Source organism: Caulobacter sp. LARHSG274 (assembly GCF_052871235.1).
The window spans coordinates 171,235-188,177 of record NZ_JBIXJO010000009.1; the positions used below are offsets into that span (position 1 = coordinate 171,235).

Annotated in this window: 15 protein-coding genes and 2 tRNA genes; 8 read left to right on the forward strand and 9 right to left on the reverse strand. The window is 66.6% G+C overall.

The genetic code is table 11. From position 1 onward, the window contains the following. Positions 1–421: 421 nt before the first annotated feature. Complete coding sequence (locus ACIPQB_RS16250; protein WP_446486291.1) at positions 422–1,006, reverse strand: TetR/AcrR family transcriptional regulator; 585 nt, start codon at positions 1,004–1,006, stop codon at positions 422–424. A 104-nt stretch (positions 1,007–1,110) separates the two neighbouring features. Here ACIPQB_RS16250 and ACIPQB_RS16255 point away from each other — a divergent pair, with 104 nt between their 5' ends. Continuing rightward, entirely contained in the window at positions 1,111–1,926 is an 816-nt protein-coding gene (locus ACIPQB_RS16255; RefSeq protein WP_446486292.1) for an oxidoreductase, read from the forward strand. Positions 1,927–2,114: 188 nt separating this feature from the next. Next, on the forward strand, positions 2,115–3,116 hold the full coding sequence (locus ACIPQB_RS16260; protein ID WP_446486293.1) for an NADP-dependent oxidoreductase: 1,002 nt from the start codon (positions 2,115–2,117) through the stop codon (positions 3,114–3,116). Positions 3,117–3,219: 103 nt separating this feature from the next. Here the strand turns inward: ACIPQB_RS16260 and ACIPQB_RS16265 are convergent. Further along, positions 3,220–3,293, reverse strand: a tRNA-Gln gene (locus ACIPQB_RS16265). A 151-nt stretch (positions 3,294–3,444) separates the two neighbouring features. On the opposite strand from ACIPQB_RS16265, the gene ACIPQB_RS16270 reads away from it, so the two are divergent. Continuing rightward, positions 3,445–3,521: transfer RNA gene (locus ACIPQB_RS16270), tRNA-Pro, on the forward strand. A 149-nt stretch (positions 3,522–3,670) separates the two neighbouring features. Then, positions 3,671–5,458, forward strand: a complete 1,788-nt coding sequence (gene sppA, locus ACIPQB_RS16275; RefSeq protein ID WP_446486294.1) for a signal peptide peptidase SppA — start codon at positions 3,671–3,673, stop codon at positions 5,456–5,458. A gap of 427 nt (positions 5,459–5,885) precedes the next feature. Here sppA and ACIPQB_RS16280 read toward each other — a convergent pair whose 3' ends face one another. Beyond that, positions 5,886–9,059: a TonB-dependent receptor gene (locus ACIPQB_RS16280; RefSeq protein ID WP_446486295.1), complete on the reverse strand. Its 3,174-nt coding sequence runs from the start codon at positions 9,057–9,059 to the stop codon at positions 5,886–5,888. Positions 9,060–9,660: 601 nt separating this feature from the next. Between ACIPQB_RS16280 and ACIPQB_RS16285 the strand changes: the two genes are divergently transcribed. Beyond that, positions 9,661–10,071, forward strand: coding sequence for a TIGR01244 family sulfur transferase (locus ACIPQB_RS16285; protein ID WP_446486296.1), 411 nt, complete (start codon positions 9,661–9,663; stop codon positions 10,069–10,071). Here the strand turns inward: ACIPQB_RS16285 and ACIPQB_RS16290 are convergent. Next, positions 10,068–10,220 carry a hypothetical protein gene (locus ACIPQB_RS16290; RefSeq protein ID WP_446486297.1) on the reverse strand — a complete coding sequence of 51 codons (153 nt, stop codon included), beginning with the start codon at positions 10,218–10,220 and terminating at the stop codon, positions 10,068–10,070. The two genes, ACIPQB_RS16285 and ACIPQB_RS16290, sit on opposite strands and share 4 nt — an antisense overlap. A 76-nt stretch (positions 10,221–10,296) precedes the next feature. On the opposite strand from ACIPQB_RS16290, the gene ACIPQB_RS16295 reads away from it, so the two are divergent. Then, positions 10,297–11,187 (forward strand): MBL fold metallo-hydrolase, encoded by an 891-nt coding sequence (locus ACIPQB_RS16295; RefSeq protein WP_446486298.1) that lies wholly within the window; start codon positions 10,297–10,299, stop codon positions 11,185–11,187. On the opposite strand, the gene ACIPQB_RS16300 is transcribed toward ACIPQB_RS16295, so the two are convergent. From ACIPQB_RS16300 to ACIPQB_RS16315, 4 genes are all read right to left on the reverse strand, one after another. After that, positions 11,184–12,482: an NAD(P)/FAD-dependent oxidoreductase gene (locus ACIPQB_RS16300; protein ID WP_446486299.1), complete on the reverse strand. Its 1,299-nt coding sequence runs from the start codon at positions 12,480–12,482 to the stop codon at positions 11,184–11,186. The two genes, ACIPQB_RS16295 and ACIPQB_RS16300, sit on opposite strands and share 4 nt — an antisense overlap. A gap of 168 nt (positions 12,483–12,650) precedes the next feature. After that, on the reverse strand, positions 12,651–14,051 hold the full coding sequence (locus ACIPQB_RS16305) for a glutamine synthetase family protein (protein WP_446486300.1): 1,401 nt from the start codon (positions 14,049–14,051) through the stop codon (positions 12,651–12,653). Positions 14,052–14,077: 26 nt separating this feature from the next. Next, positions 14,078–14,494, reverse strand: a complete 417-nt coding sequence (locus tag ACIPQB_RS16310) for a PIN domain-containing protein (protein ID WP_446486301.1) — start codon at positions 14,492–14,494, stop codon at positions 14,078–14,080. 1 nt (position 14,495) lies between these two features. Next, positions 14,496–14,732 carry a hypothetical protein gene (locus tag ACIPQB_RS16315; RefSeq protein ID WP_446486302.1) on the reverse strand — a complete coding sequence of 79 codons (237 nt, stop codon included), beginning with the start codon at positions 14,730–14,732 and terminating at the stop codon, positions 14,496–14,498. Between ACIPQB_RS16315 and ACIPQB_RS16320 the strand changes: the two genes are divergently transcribed. Then, a complete protein-coding gene (locus tag ACIPQB_RS16320; protein WP_446486303.1) occupies positions 14,722–15,093 on the forward strand; it encodes a type II toxin-antitoxin system ParD family antitoxin in 372 nt (123 codons plus the stop codon). The two genes, ACIPQB_RS16315 and ACIPQB_RS16320, sit on opposite strands and share 11 nt — an antisense overlap. Continuing rightward, on the forward strand, positions 15,090–15,413 hold the full coding sequence (locus ACIPQB_RS16325; RefSeq protein ID WP_446486304.1) for a type II toxin-antitoxin system RelE/ParE family toxin: 324 nt from the start codon (positions 15,090–15,092) through the stop codon (positions 15,411–15,413). The genes ACIPQB_RS16320 and ACIPQB_RS16325 overlap by 4 nt, the downstream gene beginning before the upstream one ends. 14 nt (positions 15,414–15,427) lie before the next feature. Here the strand turns inward: ACIPQB_RS16325 and ACIPQB_RS16330 are convergent, their stop codons facing one another. Continuing rightward, entirely contained in the window at positions 15,428–16,831 is a 1,404-nt protein-coding gene (locus ACIPQB_RS16330; protein ID WP_446486308.1) for an aspartate aminotransferase family protein, read from the reverse strand. Between the last annotated feature and the right edge of the window lie 112 nt (positions 16,832–16,943).

The window sequence follows — 16,943 nt, forward strand, 5'->3', positions numbered from 1 at the left end:
TGAGAACATAAACCCAGAGAAAGGCCACGATTTAAACCAGAAGCAGCGCTTGAAGCGCGGTTTCCCCCACTGCGGCAGCCCGCCGGAAATCGATGTTGTCCGGGCAAAGATTACGGCGTCGCAATGATTCGGCCGGCAAGAAGAACCGGAGAAATCACCATTCGCAGCAACGCAGCGTCAGGCGCGCATCTTTGCGGCCAAGGCGGGATGATCTTTGTTCCCGGCGACTGTTCGCGTCCGGGACGCCGGCGGACGTCCTGGCCGCAACAGATTGGAAGGAAGTGGCTGTACTTCGCGGAAAGCGAATCGCGCCGGACGCCTAAAGCATCGCGCGGAAAACTGGCCGCCGGTTTTCCGCAAAAGCGATGCGACAACAAAAGGCTAGAGCAAGTCGGGCGATCCCGACGTCGCGCGGCTTGCTCTAGATCGCCGACAGCGACGTCGCTTGCGCCAGCATCCTTGCCGCCGCCCGTCCGGTGGCCAGGATGCGATCGGACACCTCGGCGCGGTCGGCGACCCGGGCCAATTGCAGCGTGCCGATCAGCGTCGCGAACAGCGCCAGCGCCATGCCCTCGGGATCCTGGGCCTGCGGCGGCGCATGGGCGGCGGCCAGGCGGACCAGCGCCATGGCGCGTTCGAAATGGACGGTCCGGGTTTCCGACGGCTCGCGGGCGAGTTCGGCGCCGATCGCGGCCATCGCGCAGCCGAGCTGAGGATTGTCGCGATGCTCGGGCGACAGATAGGTCGCGATGAGCCCTTCGAGGCCGCCGGCGGCGAGTATCCCCGCCATCTGCTCGGCCTGGGCCTCCAGGGCCGCGGCCAGGCTCTCGCGCACCAGCTCGGCCTTGGACTCGAAGTGCGGATAGAAGGCGCCATTGGTCAGGCCGGCGTCGTGCATGACCCGCGAGAGCCCGGACGCGGCGATGCCGTCGACGCGGAAACGTTCCGAGGCGGCCTGCAGGATGCGCTGCCGCGAGGCGTCCCGCCGACCTTTTTCATAGCGCATGTCCGGCCTCCAAGATTTCCTATTGCATTATGATCATAATGACAGATTATGATCATAATGCAACTGACGAGGCCGCTCCGGCGCCTCCGCCCAAGGGAAGGTCCATGACCGCTCAACGCAACAAGATCGCCCTGGTGACGGGGGCTTCAGCCGGCATCGGCCGGTCCATCGCCCAGGCCCTGGCCGCGGCCGGATTCACCGTCTATGGCACAAGCCGCCGACCACTGGCCGATCCGCCCAAGGACGTGCGCATGCTGACCTGCGACGTCACCGACGACGAGTCCGTCCGGGCGCTGATCGCCAGGGTGCTGGCCGAGGCCGGCCAGATCGACCTGCTGGTCAACAACGCCGGGCTCGGCCTGATGGGCGGGGCCGAAGAAACCTCGATCCGCCAGGCCCAGGCCCTGTTCGACGTCAACCTGTTCGGCGTCATGCGCGTGATCAATGCGGTGCTGCCATCGATGCGGGCCCGCCGCCAGGGGCGCATCCTCAACATCAGCTCCGTGCTCGGCCTGATTCCCGCCCCCTATTCGGCCCATTACGCGGCCAGCAAGCACGCGCTGGAAGGCTATTCGGAGTCCCTCGACCACGAGGTCCGGGCCTTCAACATCCGCGTGTCGCTGATCGAGCCGGGCTATATCCGCAGCGCCTTCGACCAGAACGCCCTGCCCGCCGACTCGCCGATCGCCGTCTACGACCAGGCGCGGGCCGGCTTCCGGGCCCTGCTCGACGAGGTCATGCCGACCGCCGACCTGCCGGAGGTGGTGGCCGCCGTGGTCCGCACCGCCGCCGTCGATCCGCAACCGCGCCTGCGCTATCCCGCCGGCCAGCTGGCCAAGCAAATCTCGCTGCTGCGCCGGTTCGCCCCGGCCAAGGCCTTCGACAAGAGCCTACGCAAGCAGATGCGACTGCCGGCCTAAAGCATCGCGCGGAAAAGTGGCCGCCGGTTTTCCGCAAAAGCGACGCGAAAACCAAAATCTAGAGCAAGCCGGGCGATCCCGACGTCGCGCGGCTTGCTCTAGGCGGAGCGGCGTCGCCCTACTCGCCGTCGCGAGTCTCTTGATCAAGCCATCGGCCGGCGACGGCGGGCGATTGGAGCACCTCCACCATGAAGGCCTTCATCCTCGATCGATATGGCAAGACCGCCGCTCTTCGCCTGGGCGAGGCGCCCGAGCCGAAGCTGCAGGACGACGACATCCTCGTCGAGGTCCATGCGGCCGCGCTCAATCTGCTGGACGTCAAGATCCGCAATGGCGAGTTCAAGCCGATCCTGCCCTACCGCCCGCCCTTCATCCTGGGCCATGACGTGGCCGGCAAGGTCGTCCGCGTCGGGGCCAAGGTCGCCGCCTTCAAGGTGGGCGACGAGATCTACGCCCGCCCGCGCGACGGCCGGATCGGCGCGTTCGCCGAGTTCATCGCCATCAACGAGGCGGACGCGGCGCACAAGCCCAGGAATATCAGCATGGAGGAAGCCGCCTCCATTCCCCTGGTCGGCCTGACGGCCTGGCAGGCTCTGGTCGAGCGCGCCAAGCTCCAGAAGGGCCAGAAAGTGCTGATCCAGGCCGGCTCCGGCGGGGTTGGCACGTTCGCCATCCAACTGGCCAAGCATCTGGGCGCCCGGGTCGCCACCACCACCAGCACCGCCAACATCGAGCTTGTCCGGAGCTTCGGGGCCGACGTGGTCATCGACTACAGGAAGGCCGACTTCGAAAAGGTCCTGTCGGACTACGACGTCGTGCTCAACAGCCTGGACGGCCAGGCGCTCGAAAAGTCGCTGGACGTCCTCAAGCCCGGCGGCCAGCTGATCTCGATCTCGGGCCCGCCCGATCCCCAGTACGGCAAGGAGGCGGGCCTCAACGGGATCCTCCGGCTGGTCATGGGCCTGCTGAGCCGCGGCATCCGCAACAAGGCCAAGGCGCGAGGGGCCAGCTACGCCTTCCTGTTCATGCGCGCCAGCGGACAACAGCTGGGCCAGATCGCCGCCCTGATCGAGGCCGGGGCCATCCGGCCGGTCGTGGACCGCGTCTACCCGTTCCAGGCGCTCAACGAGGCCATGGCCTACATCGAAACGGGACGGGCCAAGGGCAAGGTGGTCATCAAGGTGAAATAGGCGCTCGGCGAATCGAGGCCCGCATCGGAGGAGCGAGACGTTCTCGGCGCCGAGGCGACGCGCGATCCCGAATTCCAAACCGGATTCCGGCAAAATCGAAAAGTGGCTGGGGAACTAGGACTCGAACCTAGAATGACGGTACCAAAAACCGCAGTGTTACCATTACACCATTCCCCAGCAGGAACGGCGAGACCCTTCCGGGCCCGGCGAGGCGGTGGAGATAGCGCAGGAGTCGGACGGATGCAACGCTGCTTTGAACTTCTTTTTCGGCGGCGATTTTTGCCGCTTGCGAGACCGCCGGCCCGCCTCTATAAGCCGCCCTCCAAGTCGGAGTGTGGCTCAGTCTGGTAGAGCACTGCGTTCGGGACGCAGGGGTCGCAGGTTCAAATCCTGCCACTCCGACCATCATCTTCCCGCAAAATTCCCCAAATATTGCTTCCGTCCCTTCGGGGACGGTCAAGCCTGGCGCCGAACCGCTGGGTTGCGCGCTGTTCATTTGACCGCAACGCAACTGTCGCTACTAGCTTGCGCGTCACTTGGCAGCAGGGCGTCCGATGAAGCAGTTTCTCATGACCGTGGCCGGCGTCTTCGTCGGCCTGGTGTTGTTCCTGGTCGGCGTCCCCTTCCTGTTGATCGTCATGGCGGCCAGCGCCGCGCGCCCCGCCCCGGTTCCCGCCCATACGGTGCTGCAACTCGACCTGCGCGACGGCCTTTCGGACCAGGACTCGCAGAACCCGCTGGCGGTGTTCGGCGGCGGCGGCGGCCGGTCGGTGATGTCGATCATCGAGACGCTGCGCCGGGCCGAAACCGACGACAAGGTCAAGGCGGTGCTGGTGCGCCTGCCGGAGGGCGGCATGGCCCCGGCCGCGGCCGACGAGCTGCGCCTGGCCCTGCGGCACTTCGAGACCACCGGCAAGAAGCCGGTCTTCGCCCACAGCCAGGGGATCTATCCCTCCGGCATGGTCACCTCGACCTACATGCTCGGCGCGGCGGCCAACGAGTTCTGGATGCAGCCCGACAGCTCCCTGCAGGCGGTCGGGGCGGCCAGCGAGGAGATGTTCTTCAAGCGTTTCTTCGACAAGTACGGGGTCAAGGCCGAGTACGAGCAGCGCTACGAGTACAAGAACGCGGTCAATCCCTATCTCTACAGCGATTACACACCTGCCCACCGGGAATCGACGCTGTCCTGGATGGGTTCGGTCTACAGCTCCGCCCTGACCACGGCCGCCCAGGACCGCAAGCAGGACCCGGCGGTGCTGACCAAGACCATTGAGGCCGGCCCCTACAGCGCCCAGGAGGCCCAGGCCATGCGGCTGATCGACAAGGTCGGCCAGGTCAAGGACGTCCAGGACGCCGCCCTGGCCCGGGCCGGCAAGGGCGCCAAGCTGATGGACTTCGACGACTACGCCTCGCGGGCCAAGCGCGCGCCGGCCAAGACCGGGCCGACCATCGCCGTGGTCGGGGCCGAAGGGGCGATCATGACCGGCTCCGGCTCGGGCGGCTCGCCGTTCGGCGGCGACAGCACGATCTATTCCGACCAGGTCTCCAAGGCCCTGTACGACGCCATCGACGACAAGGACGTCAAGGCCATCGTCTTCCGCGTCTCCTCGCCCGGCGGCTCGGACACGGCCTCCGAGCAGATCCTGGCCGCGGTGAAGGCCGCCAAGAAGGCCGGCAAGCCGGTGGTGGTCAGCATGGGGACCTATGCGGCCTCGGGCGGCTACTGGATCAGCTCCGGGGCCTCGGCGATCGTCGCCGAGCCCACCACCCTGACCGGCTCGATCGGCGTGTTCGGCGGCAAGTTCGCCCTGGGCGAGGCCCTGGCGCGGTTCGGCGTCGACACCCGCCAGGTCCATGTCGGCGGCGACTATGCCGGCGCCTTCGGCACGGGCGAGGGCTTCACGCCCGACCAGCGGGCCCGGTTCTCGGCCTGGATGGACCGCATCTATGCCGGCTTCGTCAGCCGCGTCGCCGAGGGCCGCAAGCTGCCGCCCGAGCGGGTGCGCGAGATCGCCAAGGGCCGGGTCTGGACCGGCGTCCAGGCCAAGCAGCTGGGCCTGGTCGACGAACTCGGCGGCTTCTACCAGGCCGTCGACAAGGCCAAGAGCCTGGCCAACCTCAAGGGCGAGGTGAAGCTCAAGAAGATCGGCGGCTCCAACTCGCCGTTCGAGGCCCTGGAGCGGGTGCTGGGCGTCAGCGGGACCTCTCTGCGCACCCTGGCCGCCTCGGCCTGGCTGCTGGGCGACCCGCGCTCGCAGTCGATCCTCGACGAAATGGCCAAGGCGCGGTTGCGGTCGACCCCGAGCGGGGCGGCGGTGCTGGCGGATGTGGCGGTGCGGTAGGCAGGACTCCACCGCAAAAAAGGTGAAAAGGGCCGGCCGGGTGACCGGGCGGCCCCTCTTCATTGGGCGACGCCGCGGAATTCCAAGCTGGCGGCAGTCGGCTTTCTACCAAAACGACATAAGCACAAAGACCTGGAGCATCGGCCGTTCAGGGCTGGCGCCGGATCAAACGGCCCGTCGTTATCGGTGCATCCGGCGGACACAAGCCAGTTCAGGAGCTAGCCCGATGGCTGGAACCCTTCGGCCGACCTAGGCAGGCAGGCAGGCGCATGGAAGCGCCGGCTTGGCGCTCGGCGCGCGCCGTGGTTGGGCTCGGCCAGGCACGCTCTACCCCAATCTGGCGAGCTCCTCGCCGCTCGGGGAGTGCAAAGAAAAACGGCGGGCTCCGAGGAGCCCGCCGCCATTCTTGGTTCAAATTCGCGTGAACTTAGAAGTTCAGGTCGAAACCGAAGCGCACGTAGCGCGGGGTTTGATAGCCCGAGCCAACCGTGCCCGAGGACGAACCCGGCTTCAGGTAGTTCGGGTCGACGCCGCCGCCCTTCTTGTCACCCTCTTCGTAGAGCTCTTGAGCGCCCTTGAAGTTGAAGACATTGAAGACGTCGGCGCGGAGCACGAGATTGCCCGCGGGGACGAACTTGGTCGGCACGGCATAACGGACCGACAGATCGAGCCGCTTGATCCAGTCGCCCGTCGCCACCGAGCCGCGCGGCACCAACTTGCCTTGGCAATAGTGGGCCGGGAGGATCGAGTACGAGTTCGACGAACCGCGGGTGTCGTCAAAGCCGACCCCGGCGGGCACTTCACCTTGACAGCCATAATGGCGCGGCGAGATGAGCGAGGCGTTGCCGCCGAACGTCAGATTGTCGGTGATCGCGTAGGCGCCGAACAGTTTGAACTGGTGACCATGGTGGTTGGGCAGCAGACCGTAGGTGCCCGGCAGGAAGCCGGGGGTGTCGAAGTCGGACGTAATCCCCGCATCGGCCTGGCCGGTGTCGGACTTCACGGCGCCTTCGAAGTTGCCCTTCGATTCCGACATCACGTACGAACCTTGCAGGCTCCACTTGCCGTCCCAAGCACGGTCGAACGTGAACTGCAGCGAGACGTATTCGCGCTTCGGCTTCGGCAGGCCCAAATCAGACGCCTTCAGGTCCAGCGTCCGCAGCGTGGTTTCACCCGGCAGGGTGTCGTAGAGCACCGCCTTGACGTCTTCGCCCGGGTTCAGGATCAGATACTGGTTCAAACCCGACCACTTGTCGGCGCAGCCCGAAAGGCCGTCGGCGGCGTGCAGCACGTAGCCATTGGCGGCGCAGTACTTCACGACGGCGCCGTCGATCGCGGCGTCGTCAGCGGCCCGCAGCAGGTTGCGGTAGGTCAGGGTGACGCTGGCCTTCCACAGACTGTCGAAGCGGTGCTCGTAGCCCAGGATATATTCGTCCTGTGACGTCGACTTGACGTTCAGGGCCGACACGGATTCCGGCGGCGGCGGGGTGCCGTTCGAGCCGACCGCGCAACCACGGGGGTTGCCGGCGACCGGAACGATGCCGCGCGAGATGAAGAACGCGCTACAAGTCGCCAGGTTGTTGCCGCCGTTCGGACCCGCGACGATCAGCGAACCGAGGCCCGCGACGGGCTTGCCGGTGACCGGGTCAAGCGCACCAAAGGTCAGGCCACCGCTAGCCGGCAGGAAGTTCTGGCTGACGTCGATGTTGTTCGACGCCGCGCGGAACGCGGTGTTGGCCGCGACCGGTAGATACGTACGACCATAGTAGCCGAAAATCTTGTCGGTCTTGTTGCCGCTCGGATCGAAGTTGAAGCCCAGGCGCCAGGCCTTGTTGTTCGAAGCCTCGGAGAAGACCTGACCCGCGGCGTCCTTTTCGAGGAACTTGTCGATCCGGTAGCCGATGTTCAGGCTCAGGCGGCTGGTGATGTCCCAGTTGTCCTGGATGTAATAGGCTTGGTTGACGCCCGAGAACGAACCACCACCGTTGAACGTCCGCAGTTCGACATATTCCTGGCCGGGCGCGACGCCCAGCGAGTTGAAGGTCGCGCTGGTGTTCTTGCGATAGATCCAGTTCTGACCACCGTTCCGCTGCGAGAAATTCAGGAGGGTGGTCTTTTCGTGGTCGTAGCCGCCGCGGACGTGGTGGTCGCCGACCAGGCGGAAGTACAGGTCGATGTCGCCCCGGTAGAATTCGCGCTCGGATTCCGACGGGAAGGTGCCGGCGGCGACCGTTTGACGGCTGATGGTCTGGTTCAGGCCGGCGCGGTTGTCGACGACCTGGGGCTCGGCCAGCAAGCTGTTGAACGCGGCTTGCGAAAACTTGCTGTCGCCATAGGCGCCCGAAATCGTCAACCAGTCGGTGAACGTGCCGGTGTAGCGAGCGACATAGCTCGGGCCGCCAAACGTGTTGATCTGGTTGATCGTCTTGTCGCCGATGACGCCCGTGGCGTTAGTGAATTTGTAGCGCTGCTGCGAGCGCTCTTGCGAGGTGTCGAACCAGGTCAGCTCGACGTGCTGGCGGTCGGTGATGTAGCCGTCCAGTTTCGCGCCCCAGACGGTGTCGTTATACTTAGTGACGCCGTAATAGTTGCCGAGAATGGCGCCGGTGGTCGTGCGGCTCTTCGGGGCTTGATAGATGCCATAGAAGAACAGGTGATCTTCGATGATCGGGCCGCCGGCTTCAAGGACGATGTCCTTGTATTCCGACTTCACCAGGCGGTTGGCGGTCTGGAAGGTGTCCGGCGCGTTTTCGCGCAGGCTGCCCGGCTCGTAGTTGCCGTGCACCGCAAAGGTGAAGGTGTTCGAACCCGACTTGGTCACGGCGTTGACGACGCCGCCGGTGCCGCGGCCGAATTCGGCCGAGTAGCCGCCGGTCTTCACTTCGATCGTCTTGTAGAAGTCGAACGGCACCAGGGCCGCACCAATGCCATTGACGAAGTTCGTGATGTTCAGGCCGTTGACGTAGAAAATGTTTTCACCGACCGAGGCGCCCGAGATCGAAGCCTGGGCGATGCCTTGGGCCGAGAAGGCCGAGTCGCCGGCCACGGCCGAAGGCGCCAGCAGGCTCAAAGCGGTGACGTTGCGGGCGATCGGGACTTGCTTGACCAGATTCTCGACGTCGATGACGGTGCCGGTCGTGGTGCCTTCAAAATCAAGCTGCGGGTTAGCCGTGGCGGTCACGACGACCGCGCCGACTTCGCCTTCGCCCGCCAAGGTGAAGCCATAGTTCGATTGACCGCCGAGGCGGACGGCGACGCTGCCGTCGCTGGTGGGCTGAAAGCCGGCCTTGCTGATCGAGACAGAATAACCGCCGATCGGGATCAGGGCGGCGCGGAATTGGCCTTGGCTGTCGGTGGTCAGTTCGCGTTCGAAACCTTGGGCGAGCGACTTGACCTTGACGGAGGCGTCCGCGACAGGCGCGCCGCTGGAATCCGTCACGGTGCCGATCAGGGTGCCGCTCGAATAGTCCTGCGCCGACGCCATCGTCGGCGCAGCCGTGACGATCGCCGTCACGGCCAGCGGCGTGGCGATCGTCGCTAGGCCGGCCAGCAGCGTCGACGTCAAAAGACGCGCGCGGGCGCTACCTTTGGTGGAATTCATTATCATCTTATCCCCTCTTGCATGGCGGAGCATCCAGCCGGCCGCGCCCCTCGGAAGGGGACGTTGCATTCGGCTCATGTGGATTTTCGCCCCAACTCCACCACGAGATCATAGGTGTCCCGGAAAACATTTCCCCGGTTGAGGCGACGTTAGGAGCCGGGTTGCAGGCGGGTCAATTGGCATTACCGATCCGTAATCACATCGCCCAAGGCTGTCGCATTATCGCAACACGATCGCCGCATTTCCGACGAACAGCGCTCGAATTTGCCGCCATTCAGCCACGAACATCGGCCTTAACCCCCGCAGACCCTTGGCTTCAAAGGTGAATTTGACCCCATCGGCCTTGTTGGGACGCAGTTGAGTCGCACGGGCGAGAAGCCGGTAGAAACGCCCCGCAGGGAGTTGACAATCGAAAATCTGTCCTCGCAACGGCCGGTTTGCGAGTTTACGAATGCGTACTCCGGTCTGAATAACGGAAGTTTTCCCCCGTCCCTGCCTAAAATTCCCGCACGTTGAGCGCGCGTCGACCGTTGCGCAGGCGCCCGCGAGCCGGGATGATGCGGCCGCCCGTCCCACTCCCGCGACATGAAGAGCGACAGCCATGACAGCCTTCCGACCGGTCACCGACTCGCTTTCGGTCAGCCCGCAGATCACGGTGGACGACCTGAGTCGCGCCGCCGCCGAGGGCTTCGTGCTGGTGATCAACAACCGTCCCGACGACGAGGAGCCGGGCCAGCCGTCCAGCGCCCAGATCGAGGCCGCCGCCAAGGCCGCGGGCCTGGCCTATGCGCATATTCCGGTGCGGGGCGGTCCGACCTTGGACCAGGTCGAGGCGGTGCGGCGGGCCGTGGAGGCGGCGCAGGGGCCGGTCCTGGCCTTCTGCCGTTCGGGCACCCGCTCGATCGTCACCTGGGCGCTGGGCCAGGCCGCGTCGGGCGCCAGCGATCGCGACACCCTTGTGCGGCAGGGCGCGGCGGCCGGCTATGACCTGTCGGGCGTTCTGGGCGCCTAGTATTGATGGCTCAGGGCGACCCGGGCGGCCATCGCCGAGGGCTCGGGCTCGCAGCTGGCCAGCACGAACTGCGCCGCGATGAGACAGAGGATGGCGAAGGCCGCGCGCTGGAGCCGTTTTGAAACAAAAATCGCTGCGTCGGCGGCCATGGTCGGTGCTCCGGGTGGTTTACGACTCGTTAATCGCAAGACCGGCGCCGGAGACCTCCGGCCTGGAGAGCCAGCCATGATCCCCTTCGTCCGCGAGATCGAGTTCGAATACGGCCGCTGCGATCAGGTCTCGCCGCGGATCCGGCGGGTGATCGCCGACAATCCAGGCCCCTTCACCTATGTCGGCACCGGGACCTACATCGTCGGGCGCGGGAACGTGGCGGTGATCGACCCGGGTCCCGACCTCGACGGGCACCTGGCGGCCCTGCTGGCGGCGCTGGAGGGCGAGCGCGTCAGCCACATCCTGGTCACCCACCACCACGCCGACCATTCCCCCCTCGCCCGCCCTCTGGCCCAGGCGACGGGAGCGACCATCTACGGCCGCCCCGCCCCGCGCCTACCGACGTCGAACCTGACCCTGGAGGCCGGCGAGGACGAAGGCTTCCGCCCCGATGTCGAGATCGCCGACGGCGATATCTTCGAAGGCCCGGACTGGACGCTGCGGGCGCTGGCCACGCCGGGCCACACCTCCAACCATGTCTGTTTCGCGCTGGAACAGGAGAACGCCCTGTTCAGCGGCGACCACGTCATGGGCTGGTCGACCACGGTGATCACCCCGCCGGACGGCGACATGGGCGACTATTTCGCCAGCCTCGACAAGGTGCAAAGCCTGGGCTTCGACGTCCTGTGGCCGACCCACGGCGCGCCGGTCCGGGAGGTGGCGCCGTTTCTCCAGGCCTATGCCGACCATCGCCGGGCGCGCGAGGCCCAGATCCTGGCCGCCCTGGCCGCCGGCCAGACGCGGATCAAGGCCATGGTGCCCAGCCTCTACGCCGCCGTAGACCCGCGCCTGCACCCGGCCGCCGCCATGTCGGTGCTGGCCCACATGCTGCTGCTGGTGAAGCAGGGCCGGGTGACCTGCGACGGCCCGGCCGGGCTGGATACGGACTACCGGCTGGCGGTCTAGACCCGGTCCCGCAGCGCGTACCAGCTCAGCCCCGCCACCGTCAGCGGCCAGCGCAGCAGGCGGCCGCCGGGGAACGGCGGGACCGGCAGCCGGGCCAGCAGGTCGACGCCCTCGGTGTCGCCCAGGGCCGCGTCGGCCAGCAGCTTGCCAAACCACGGGGCCAGCATCACCCCCTGGCCCGAATAGCCGGCGGCGATCCGCACACCGGGCGCCAGCTCACGCACATAGGGCGATCGGTGGACGGTGATGCCCAGGGTCCCGCCCCAGGCGTGGGTGACCGCGACGTCCGCCAATTGAGGATAGACCTTCAGCATGTGCCGCCGCACGAAGCCCTTCAGATCGCGTGGGAAGCCGGGGCTGTAGTTCTCGCCGCCGCCGAAGATCAGCCGGCCATCGCGGCTCTTGCGGAAGTAGTTGATCACAAAGCGAGTGTCGGCGACGGCGGCGTTGGAGCGGAGGATGGCGTCGGCCCTGTCGCCCAACGGCTCGGTGGCCAGCAGGAAGTTGTTGATCGGCATCACCCGGGCCCGCGCGGCCCCGCCGGCGACCGCGTCGAGATAGCCGTCGCCGGTCAGGATCAGCTGGTCGCAGGTCACGCGGCCGCCCCTTCCTTGATTGGGCGGCGTCTCGACGACGATCGCCCCGCCCTCCCGCCGCCAAGCCAGGGCGCGGCTATGTTCGTGGATCACGGCGCCGGCCCCCAGCGCCGCTCGCGCCAGGCCGAGGGCCAGGTTCAGCGGATGCAGATGGCCGCCGCCGTGGTCGACCAGGCCGCCGTGATAGACCTCCGTGCCCAGGTCGTCGGCCAGGGCGTCGCGGTCGATCAGCGCCAACTGATCATAGCCGTAACGGCTGGCCATGAAATCGATATGGGCCGCGTCGGCGTCCTCTCCGCCGGGCTTGTGGCGGGCGTGGATCATGCCCGGGGTGAAGTCGCAATCGATCTGGCGCCCCGCGATGAGCGAGAGCAGGTGGGCGCGGGCCTGCTGGCTCATCCGCCACAGGGCCAGGGCGTCGTCGCGACCGAGCCGCTTCTCCAGCCACGCCTGGTCGTTGCGCTGGCCGGTATGGACCTGGCCGCCGTTGCGCCCGCTGGCCCCGCTGCCGACCTGGGCGGCCTCCAGCACGACCACGGACGCGCCGCGGGTCGCCAACTCCAGCGCCGCGCCGAGGCCGGTGTAGCCCGCGCCGACCACGCAGACGTCGGCGCGGACGTCGTCGGCCAGCGGCGGGAGCGACGGGAAGGACGTGGCGGTCTGGACGTACCAGGAGGTGGCGGGGTGGCCGGTATTCACGACCCTCTCCCATGGGGAGAGGGAGGGGCCCGCCGCGCAGCGGTGGGAGGGTGAGGGGGTGGTGAGTTCGACGGCGTGCCGGCACGCCGGCCAACGGCGTAACCCCTCATCCTCCCACGCTTCGCGCGGGCCCCTCCTTCTCCCTCTGGGAGAAGGTGATCCTGGGCCTCACACATTCAGCAGCAGGAACTCCCGCTCCCACGGGCTGATGGTGCGCATGAAGGTCTCGTACTCGGCCTCCTTCACCGTGGCGTAGGCGGCGCAGAAGGTGGCGCCCAGCAGCTCGACCAAGGGCTTGGCGTTCTCGAACAGGGCCACCGATTCCAGCAGGCTGCGCGGCAGCTCGATGCCGCGGGCGCTGGCGTCAGTGTCGACCGGGGCGGTCGGGGTCAGGTTTCCGAGCATGCCCAGATAGCCGGTGGCCAGCACCGCGGCGATGGCCAGGTAGGGATTGGCGTCCGAGGAGGGGATGCGGTTCTCCAGTCGGCGGTTGGCCGGATCGGACGGCGGCACCCGTAGGCCGCAGGTGCGGTTGTCATAGCCCCACTGGGTGTTGACCGGGGCCCCGGAGTCCCTCGCGATCCGGCGGTAGGAGTTCACGTAAGGGGCGAGGATGGCCATGATCGCCGGCAGATAGCGCTGCTGGCCGGCGATGAAGGCGTAGAACAGCGGCGTGGCCTCGCCGGTCTTGGGGTCGGAGAACAGGTTCGCCCCGTCCGGGCCCAGGATCGACTGGTGGATGTGCATGGCGCTGCCGGGCTCGGCGGCCATCGGCTTGGCCATGAAGGTGGCGTAGATTTCGTGCTCCAGCGCCACCTCGCGGATGGTGCGCTTGAACATGAACACCTGGTCGGCCAGCTCCAGCGGATTGCCGTGCCGCAGGTTGATCTCCATCTGGGCCACGCCGCTCTCGTGGATCAGGGTGTCGATCTCCAGGCCCTGGCGCTCCGAGTACTCGTACATGTCCTCGAACAGGGCGTCGAACTCGTTGACCGCAGCGATCGAATAGCCCTGGCGGCCGGTTTCCGGCCTTCCGGAACGGCCGATCGGCGGCTTCAGCGGGTAGTCGGGGTCGGTGTTCTTGTCGACCAGATAGAACTCGATCTCCGGCGCCACCACCGGGTCCCAGCCCTTCTCGCGATAGAGGGCCATCACCCGGCGCAGCACCTGGCGCGGGCTCTCCTCGACCGGCCGGCCGTCGGGGTGGAAGGCGTCGTGGATCACCTGGGCGGTGGGGTCCTGGGCCCAGGGCACCACGGCCAGGGTGGCCAGGTCGGGGGTCAGGAAGATGTCGGTGTCGGACTGCACGGCGTTGACCGCCCCCTCGAACTCGGGGAAGTCGCCGGTGATGGTCTGGTAGAACACGGCCAGCGGCAGGTTCATCGACGGCGCACCGAGGAACTTGCGCACCGGCATGATCTTGCCCCGCGCCACCCCGGCCAGATCGGGCACGACGCACTCGATCTCCTCGATGTTCTGCCGCGCGAACCAGTCCTTGGCGTCGTCGAGCGACGCGACCCCGCGGGTCGTCTTGGGGGCGGGCTTGGATTTCTTTTCTTTGTACTTCATGGGGCGCTCCTCGCGCTTTTCGAAGTCTAGGCGGACTTGAAGGGATTGATGACGCGAACGCCCTCGACGACCTGGCCGTGCGAAAGATCCTCGGTGTAGAGCTCGGTGCAGCCGGCCGCTCGGGCGGCGGCCACGACGGCGCTGTCCCAATAGGAGAAGCCGTACCGTTCCTTGATCTCGAACGCGGCCCGCAAGGTCGCGACCGTATTGTCGACGACCATATGCCGTTGCCAGGCCTCGACCATGGCCACGGCCAGGGCGTGAGGCAGCGGCTTCGGACCCGAAGGGCGCGTGGCTTGGACGTAGAACTCCTGCAACACCTGCACGGACACGACGCCGTCATCGCGATCGAGCAGAACCAGCGCCCGCTCCCGCTTGACGGCTTCCGCCGGCGAGACGCTGATCGAGTAGATCAGAACGTTGGTGTCGAGGAATACGGGCACGCTATCGGCCGCGTTCGTGAAGTTCGTCGCGGGACAGCCTGTCGCCCACCACGAAGTCGGTGATCTGGGCGCGCGTTTCCGCCTCCAGGCGCCTGAGCCGCTCGGCTCGGCTTTCGTCGGCGGCGACCTCGGTCAGGAATTGGCGAACCAGGGCGGAAACGGACGTGTCCTTTTCGGCGGCCTTGATGCGGGCTCGCCGGTAGGTTTCATCGTCCACGGTGACTGTGATGTTTTTCATGATTTCACAGTATCACAGTTTCACGTTACTGGCTTCCGCGCCTTCGGCGGCCATCGGTCCGATCAGCGGCTTGATCTTCATTCTACCCTGCGTTCCTGCCATTTTTTGCCAAGGCGATCAGATTTGGGTCATGAGCACGATGAACATCTCGCTGCCCGAAGCCCTCAAGTCGTTCGTCGATGAACAGGTCGATCAGGGCGGTTACAGCACGAGCAGCGAATATGTCCGCATGCTGATCCGCAAGGATCAGGACCGGCTGCGTCTGCGGGGCCTCCTGCTCACCGGAGCGTCTTCCGCCCCCGCCAGCCCGGTCGGTCCCGGATATTTCGAGGCGTTGCGGGACCGCGTACGCGGAGAATGACCGCCAAGCCCGTCATCCCACGCGCGGCGGCGGAGCGGGATGTCGAAGACGCCCTGGCCTACTATCTGAATCAAGGCGCGCGACAGGCCGCTCTCGGTTTCATCGACGCCCTGGAACGGGCCTACGGCCGCATCGGCGCCAAGCCGGCCAGCGGCTCGCCGCGCTACGCTTATGAACTGAACCTTCCCGGGCTGAGATCCTGGCCCATGAGGCGCTACCCCTATGTTGTCTTCTACGTCGAACGCGATGATCACGTCGACGTCTGGCGCGTGCTGCACGGACAAAGCGGCATTCCGGCGTGGATGTCGGCGGAGGGCTAGGGCGGCAGCATCGATCATGACACCGCCTCGGGCTTCAGCGCCCTAAGCGCCGGCTCCGCCTCATCCAGCGACTTGCGGATGATCCCCACCAGCTCATCGATCTGCCCGTGGGTGATGATCAGCGGCGGGCAGCAGACGATGCTGTCGCGAATGGCGCGGACCATCAGGCCATTGCTGATGCAGAGGTCGCGCACGACCGGCCCGGCCTCGCCCTCCTTGTCGAGAAAGCGGTGGTTGCTCCCCTTCTCGCGCACGATCTCGACCGCGCCGATCAGGCCCAGCGAGCGGGTTTCGCCGACCAGAGGATGGTCGTTCAGCGAGGCCAGGGCCTTGGCCAGATAGGGGCCGGTGTCGTCGCGGGTGCGCTCGACCAAGCCTTCGCGCTCAAGGATCTCGATATTGGCCAGGGCCACGGCGGCGCAGGTCGGGTGGCCCGAATAGGTGAAGCCGTGGATGAAGTCGCCGCCCTTGTCGCGCAGCTCGGCGACGATGTGGTCGGCCACCCCGACGGCGCTGATCGGCAGATAGCCGGACGACAGGCCCTTGGCCATGGCGATCAGGTCCGGTTTGATCCCGTAGTGCTGGTGACCGAACCACTGGCCCAGCCGTCCGAAGCCGCAGATCACCTCGTCGCAGACCAAGAGGATCCCGTACTTGCGGCACAAGGCCTCGGCCGCCGGCCAGTAGCCGTCCGGCGGGATGATCACCCCGCCCGCTCCCTGCACCGGTTCGCCGATGAAGGCGGCGACGTTCTGCGGGCCGACCTCCAGGATCTTGTCCTCGATCGCCTGCACCGCGCGGTCGCGGAAGGCGGCCGGGTCCTCGCCGAAACCGTCGCCGAACGGATAAGGCTGCATCACGTGCTCGACGCCCGGGATCGGCAGGTCGCCCTGCACATGCATGTGCTTCATGCCGCCCAGGGAGACGCCGGCCACGGTCGAGCCGTGATAGGCGTTCCAGCGGCTGATGAACACCTTGCGATCCGGCTGGCCCTTGAGCTTCCAGTAGTGGCGAACCAGGCGAAACACCGTGTCGTTGGCTTCCGAACCCGACGAGTTGAAGAACACGTGGGTCAGATGGCCGCCCATCTTGTCGGCGATCTTGGCCGCCAGCTTCACCGTCGGCGGCGTCGCGGTCTTGAAGAAGGTGTTGTAGTAGGGCAGCTCCAGCATCTGGTCGTAGGCGACCTTGGCCAGTTCCTCGCGGCCGTAGCCGACATTGACGCACCACAGCCCTGCCATGCCGTCGAGGATCTGATGGCCGTCGCCGTCATGGATGTAGACCCCGTCGGCCCGGGTGATGATCCGGCTGCCGCCCAGTTCGAAAATGACCTTGTGGTCGGCCTGGGCCGGCAGGTGGTGGGCCAGGTCCAGGCGCTTGAGCTCGGCGATGTCGTGGTTGCGGATCGGGGCGGTCATAGGGTGGAGCTCCTGGACGATGTTGTTTTTGCTCCCTTCCCCCTTGATGGGGGAAGGGTTGGGGATGGGGGTGAACACGGCGGTCAGGGCCAGGCGCCAGCCCCGCCGCCGC

Excerpts from the sequence above, each read along its gene's own strand:
- ACIPQB_RS16285 (WP_446486296.1), top strand. The coding sequence starts at position 9,661 with ATGACAGCCTTCCGACCGGTCACCGACTCGCTTTCGGTCAGCCCGCAG.
- ACIPQB_RS16255 (WP_446486292.1), top strand. The coding sequence starts at position 1,111 with ATGACCGCTCAACGCAACAAGATCGCCCTGGTGACGGGGGCTTCAGCC.
- ACIPQB_RS16260 (WP_446486293.1), top strand. The coding sequence starts at position 2,115 with ATGAAGGCCTTCATCCTCGATCGATATGGCAAGACCGCCGCTCTTCGC.
- ACIPQB_RS16315 (WP_446486302.1), bottom strand. The coding sequence starts at position 14,732 with ATGAAAAACATCACAGTCACCGTGGACGATGAAACCTACCGGCGAGCC.
- sppA (WP_446486294.1), top strand. The coding sequence starts at position 3,671 with ATGAAGCAGTTTCTCATGACCGTGGCCGGCGTCTTCGTCGGCCTGGTG.
- ACIPQB_RS16295 (WP_446486298.1), top strand. The coding sequence starts at position 10,297 with ATGATCCCCTTCGTCCGCGAGATCGAGTTCGAATACGGCCGCTGCGAT.
- ACIPQB_RS16290 (WP_446486297.1), bottom strand. The coding sequence starts at position 10,220 with ATGGCCGCCGACGCAGCGATTTTTGTTTCAAAACGGCTCCAGCGCGCG.
- ACIPQB_RS16305 (WP_446486300.1), bottom strand. The coding sequence starts at position 14,051 with ATGAAGTACAAAGAAAAGAAATCCAAGCCCGCCCCCAAGACGACCCGC.
- ACIPQB_RS16320 (WP_446486303.1), top strand. The coding sequence starts at position 14,722 with ATGTTTTTCATGATTTCACAGTATCACAGTTTCACGTTACTGGCTTCC.
- ACIPQB_RS16325 (WP_446486304.1), top strand. The coding sequence starts at position 15,090 with ATGACCGCCAAGCCCGTCATCCCACGCGCGGCGGCGGAGCGGGATGTC.
- ACIPQB_RS16280 (WP_446486295.1), bottom strand. The coding sequence starts at position 9,059 with ATGAATTCCACCAAAGGTAGCGCCCGCGCGCGTCTTTTGACGTCGACG.
- ACIPQB_RS16330 (WP_446486308.1), bottom strand. The coding sequence starts at position 16,831 with ATGACCGCCCCGATCCGCAACCACGACATCGCCGAGCTCAAGCGCCTG.
- ACIPQB_RS16250 (WP_446486291.1), bottom strand. The coding sequence starts at position 1,006 with ATGCGCTATGAAAAAGGTCGGCGGGACGCCTCGCGGCAGCGCATCCTG.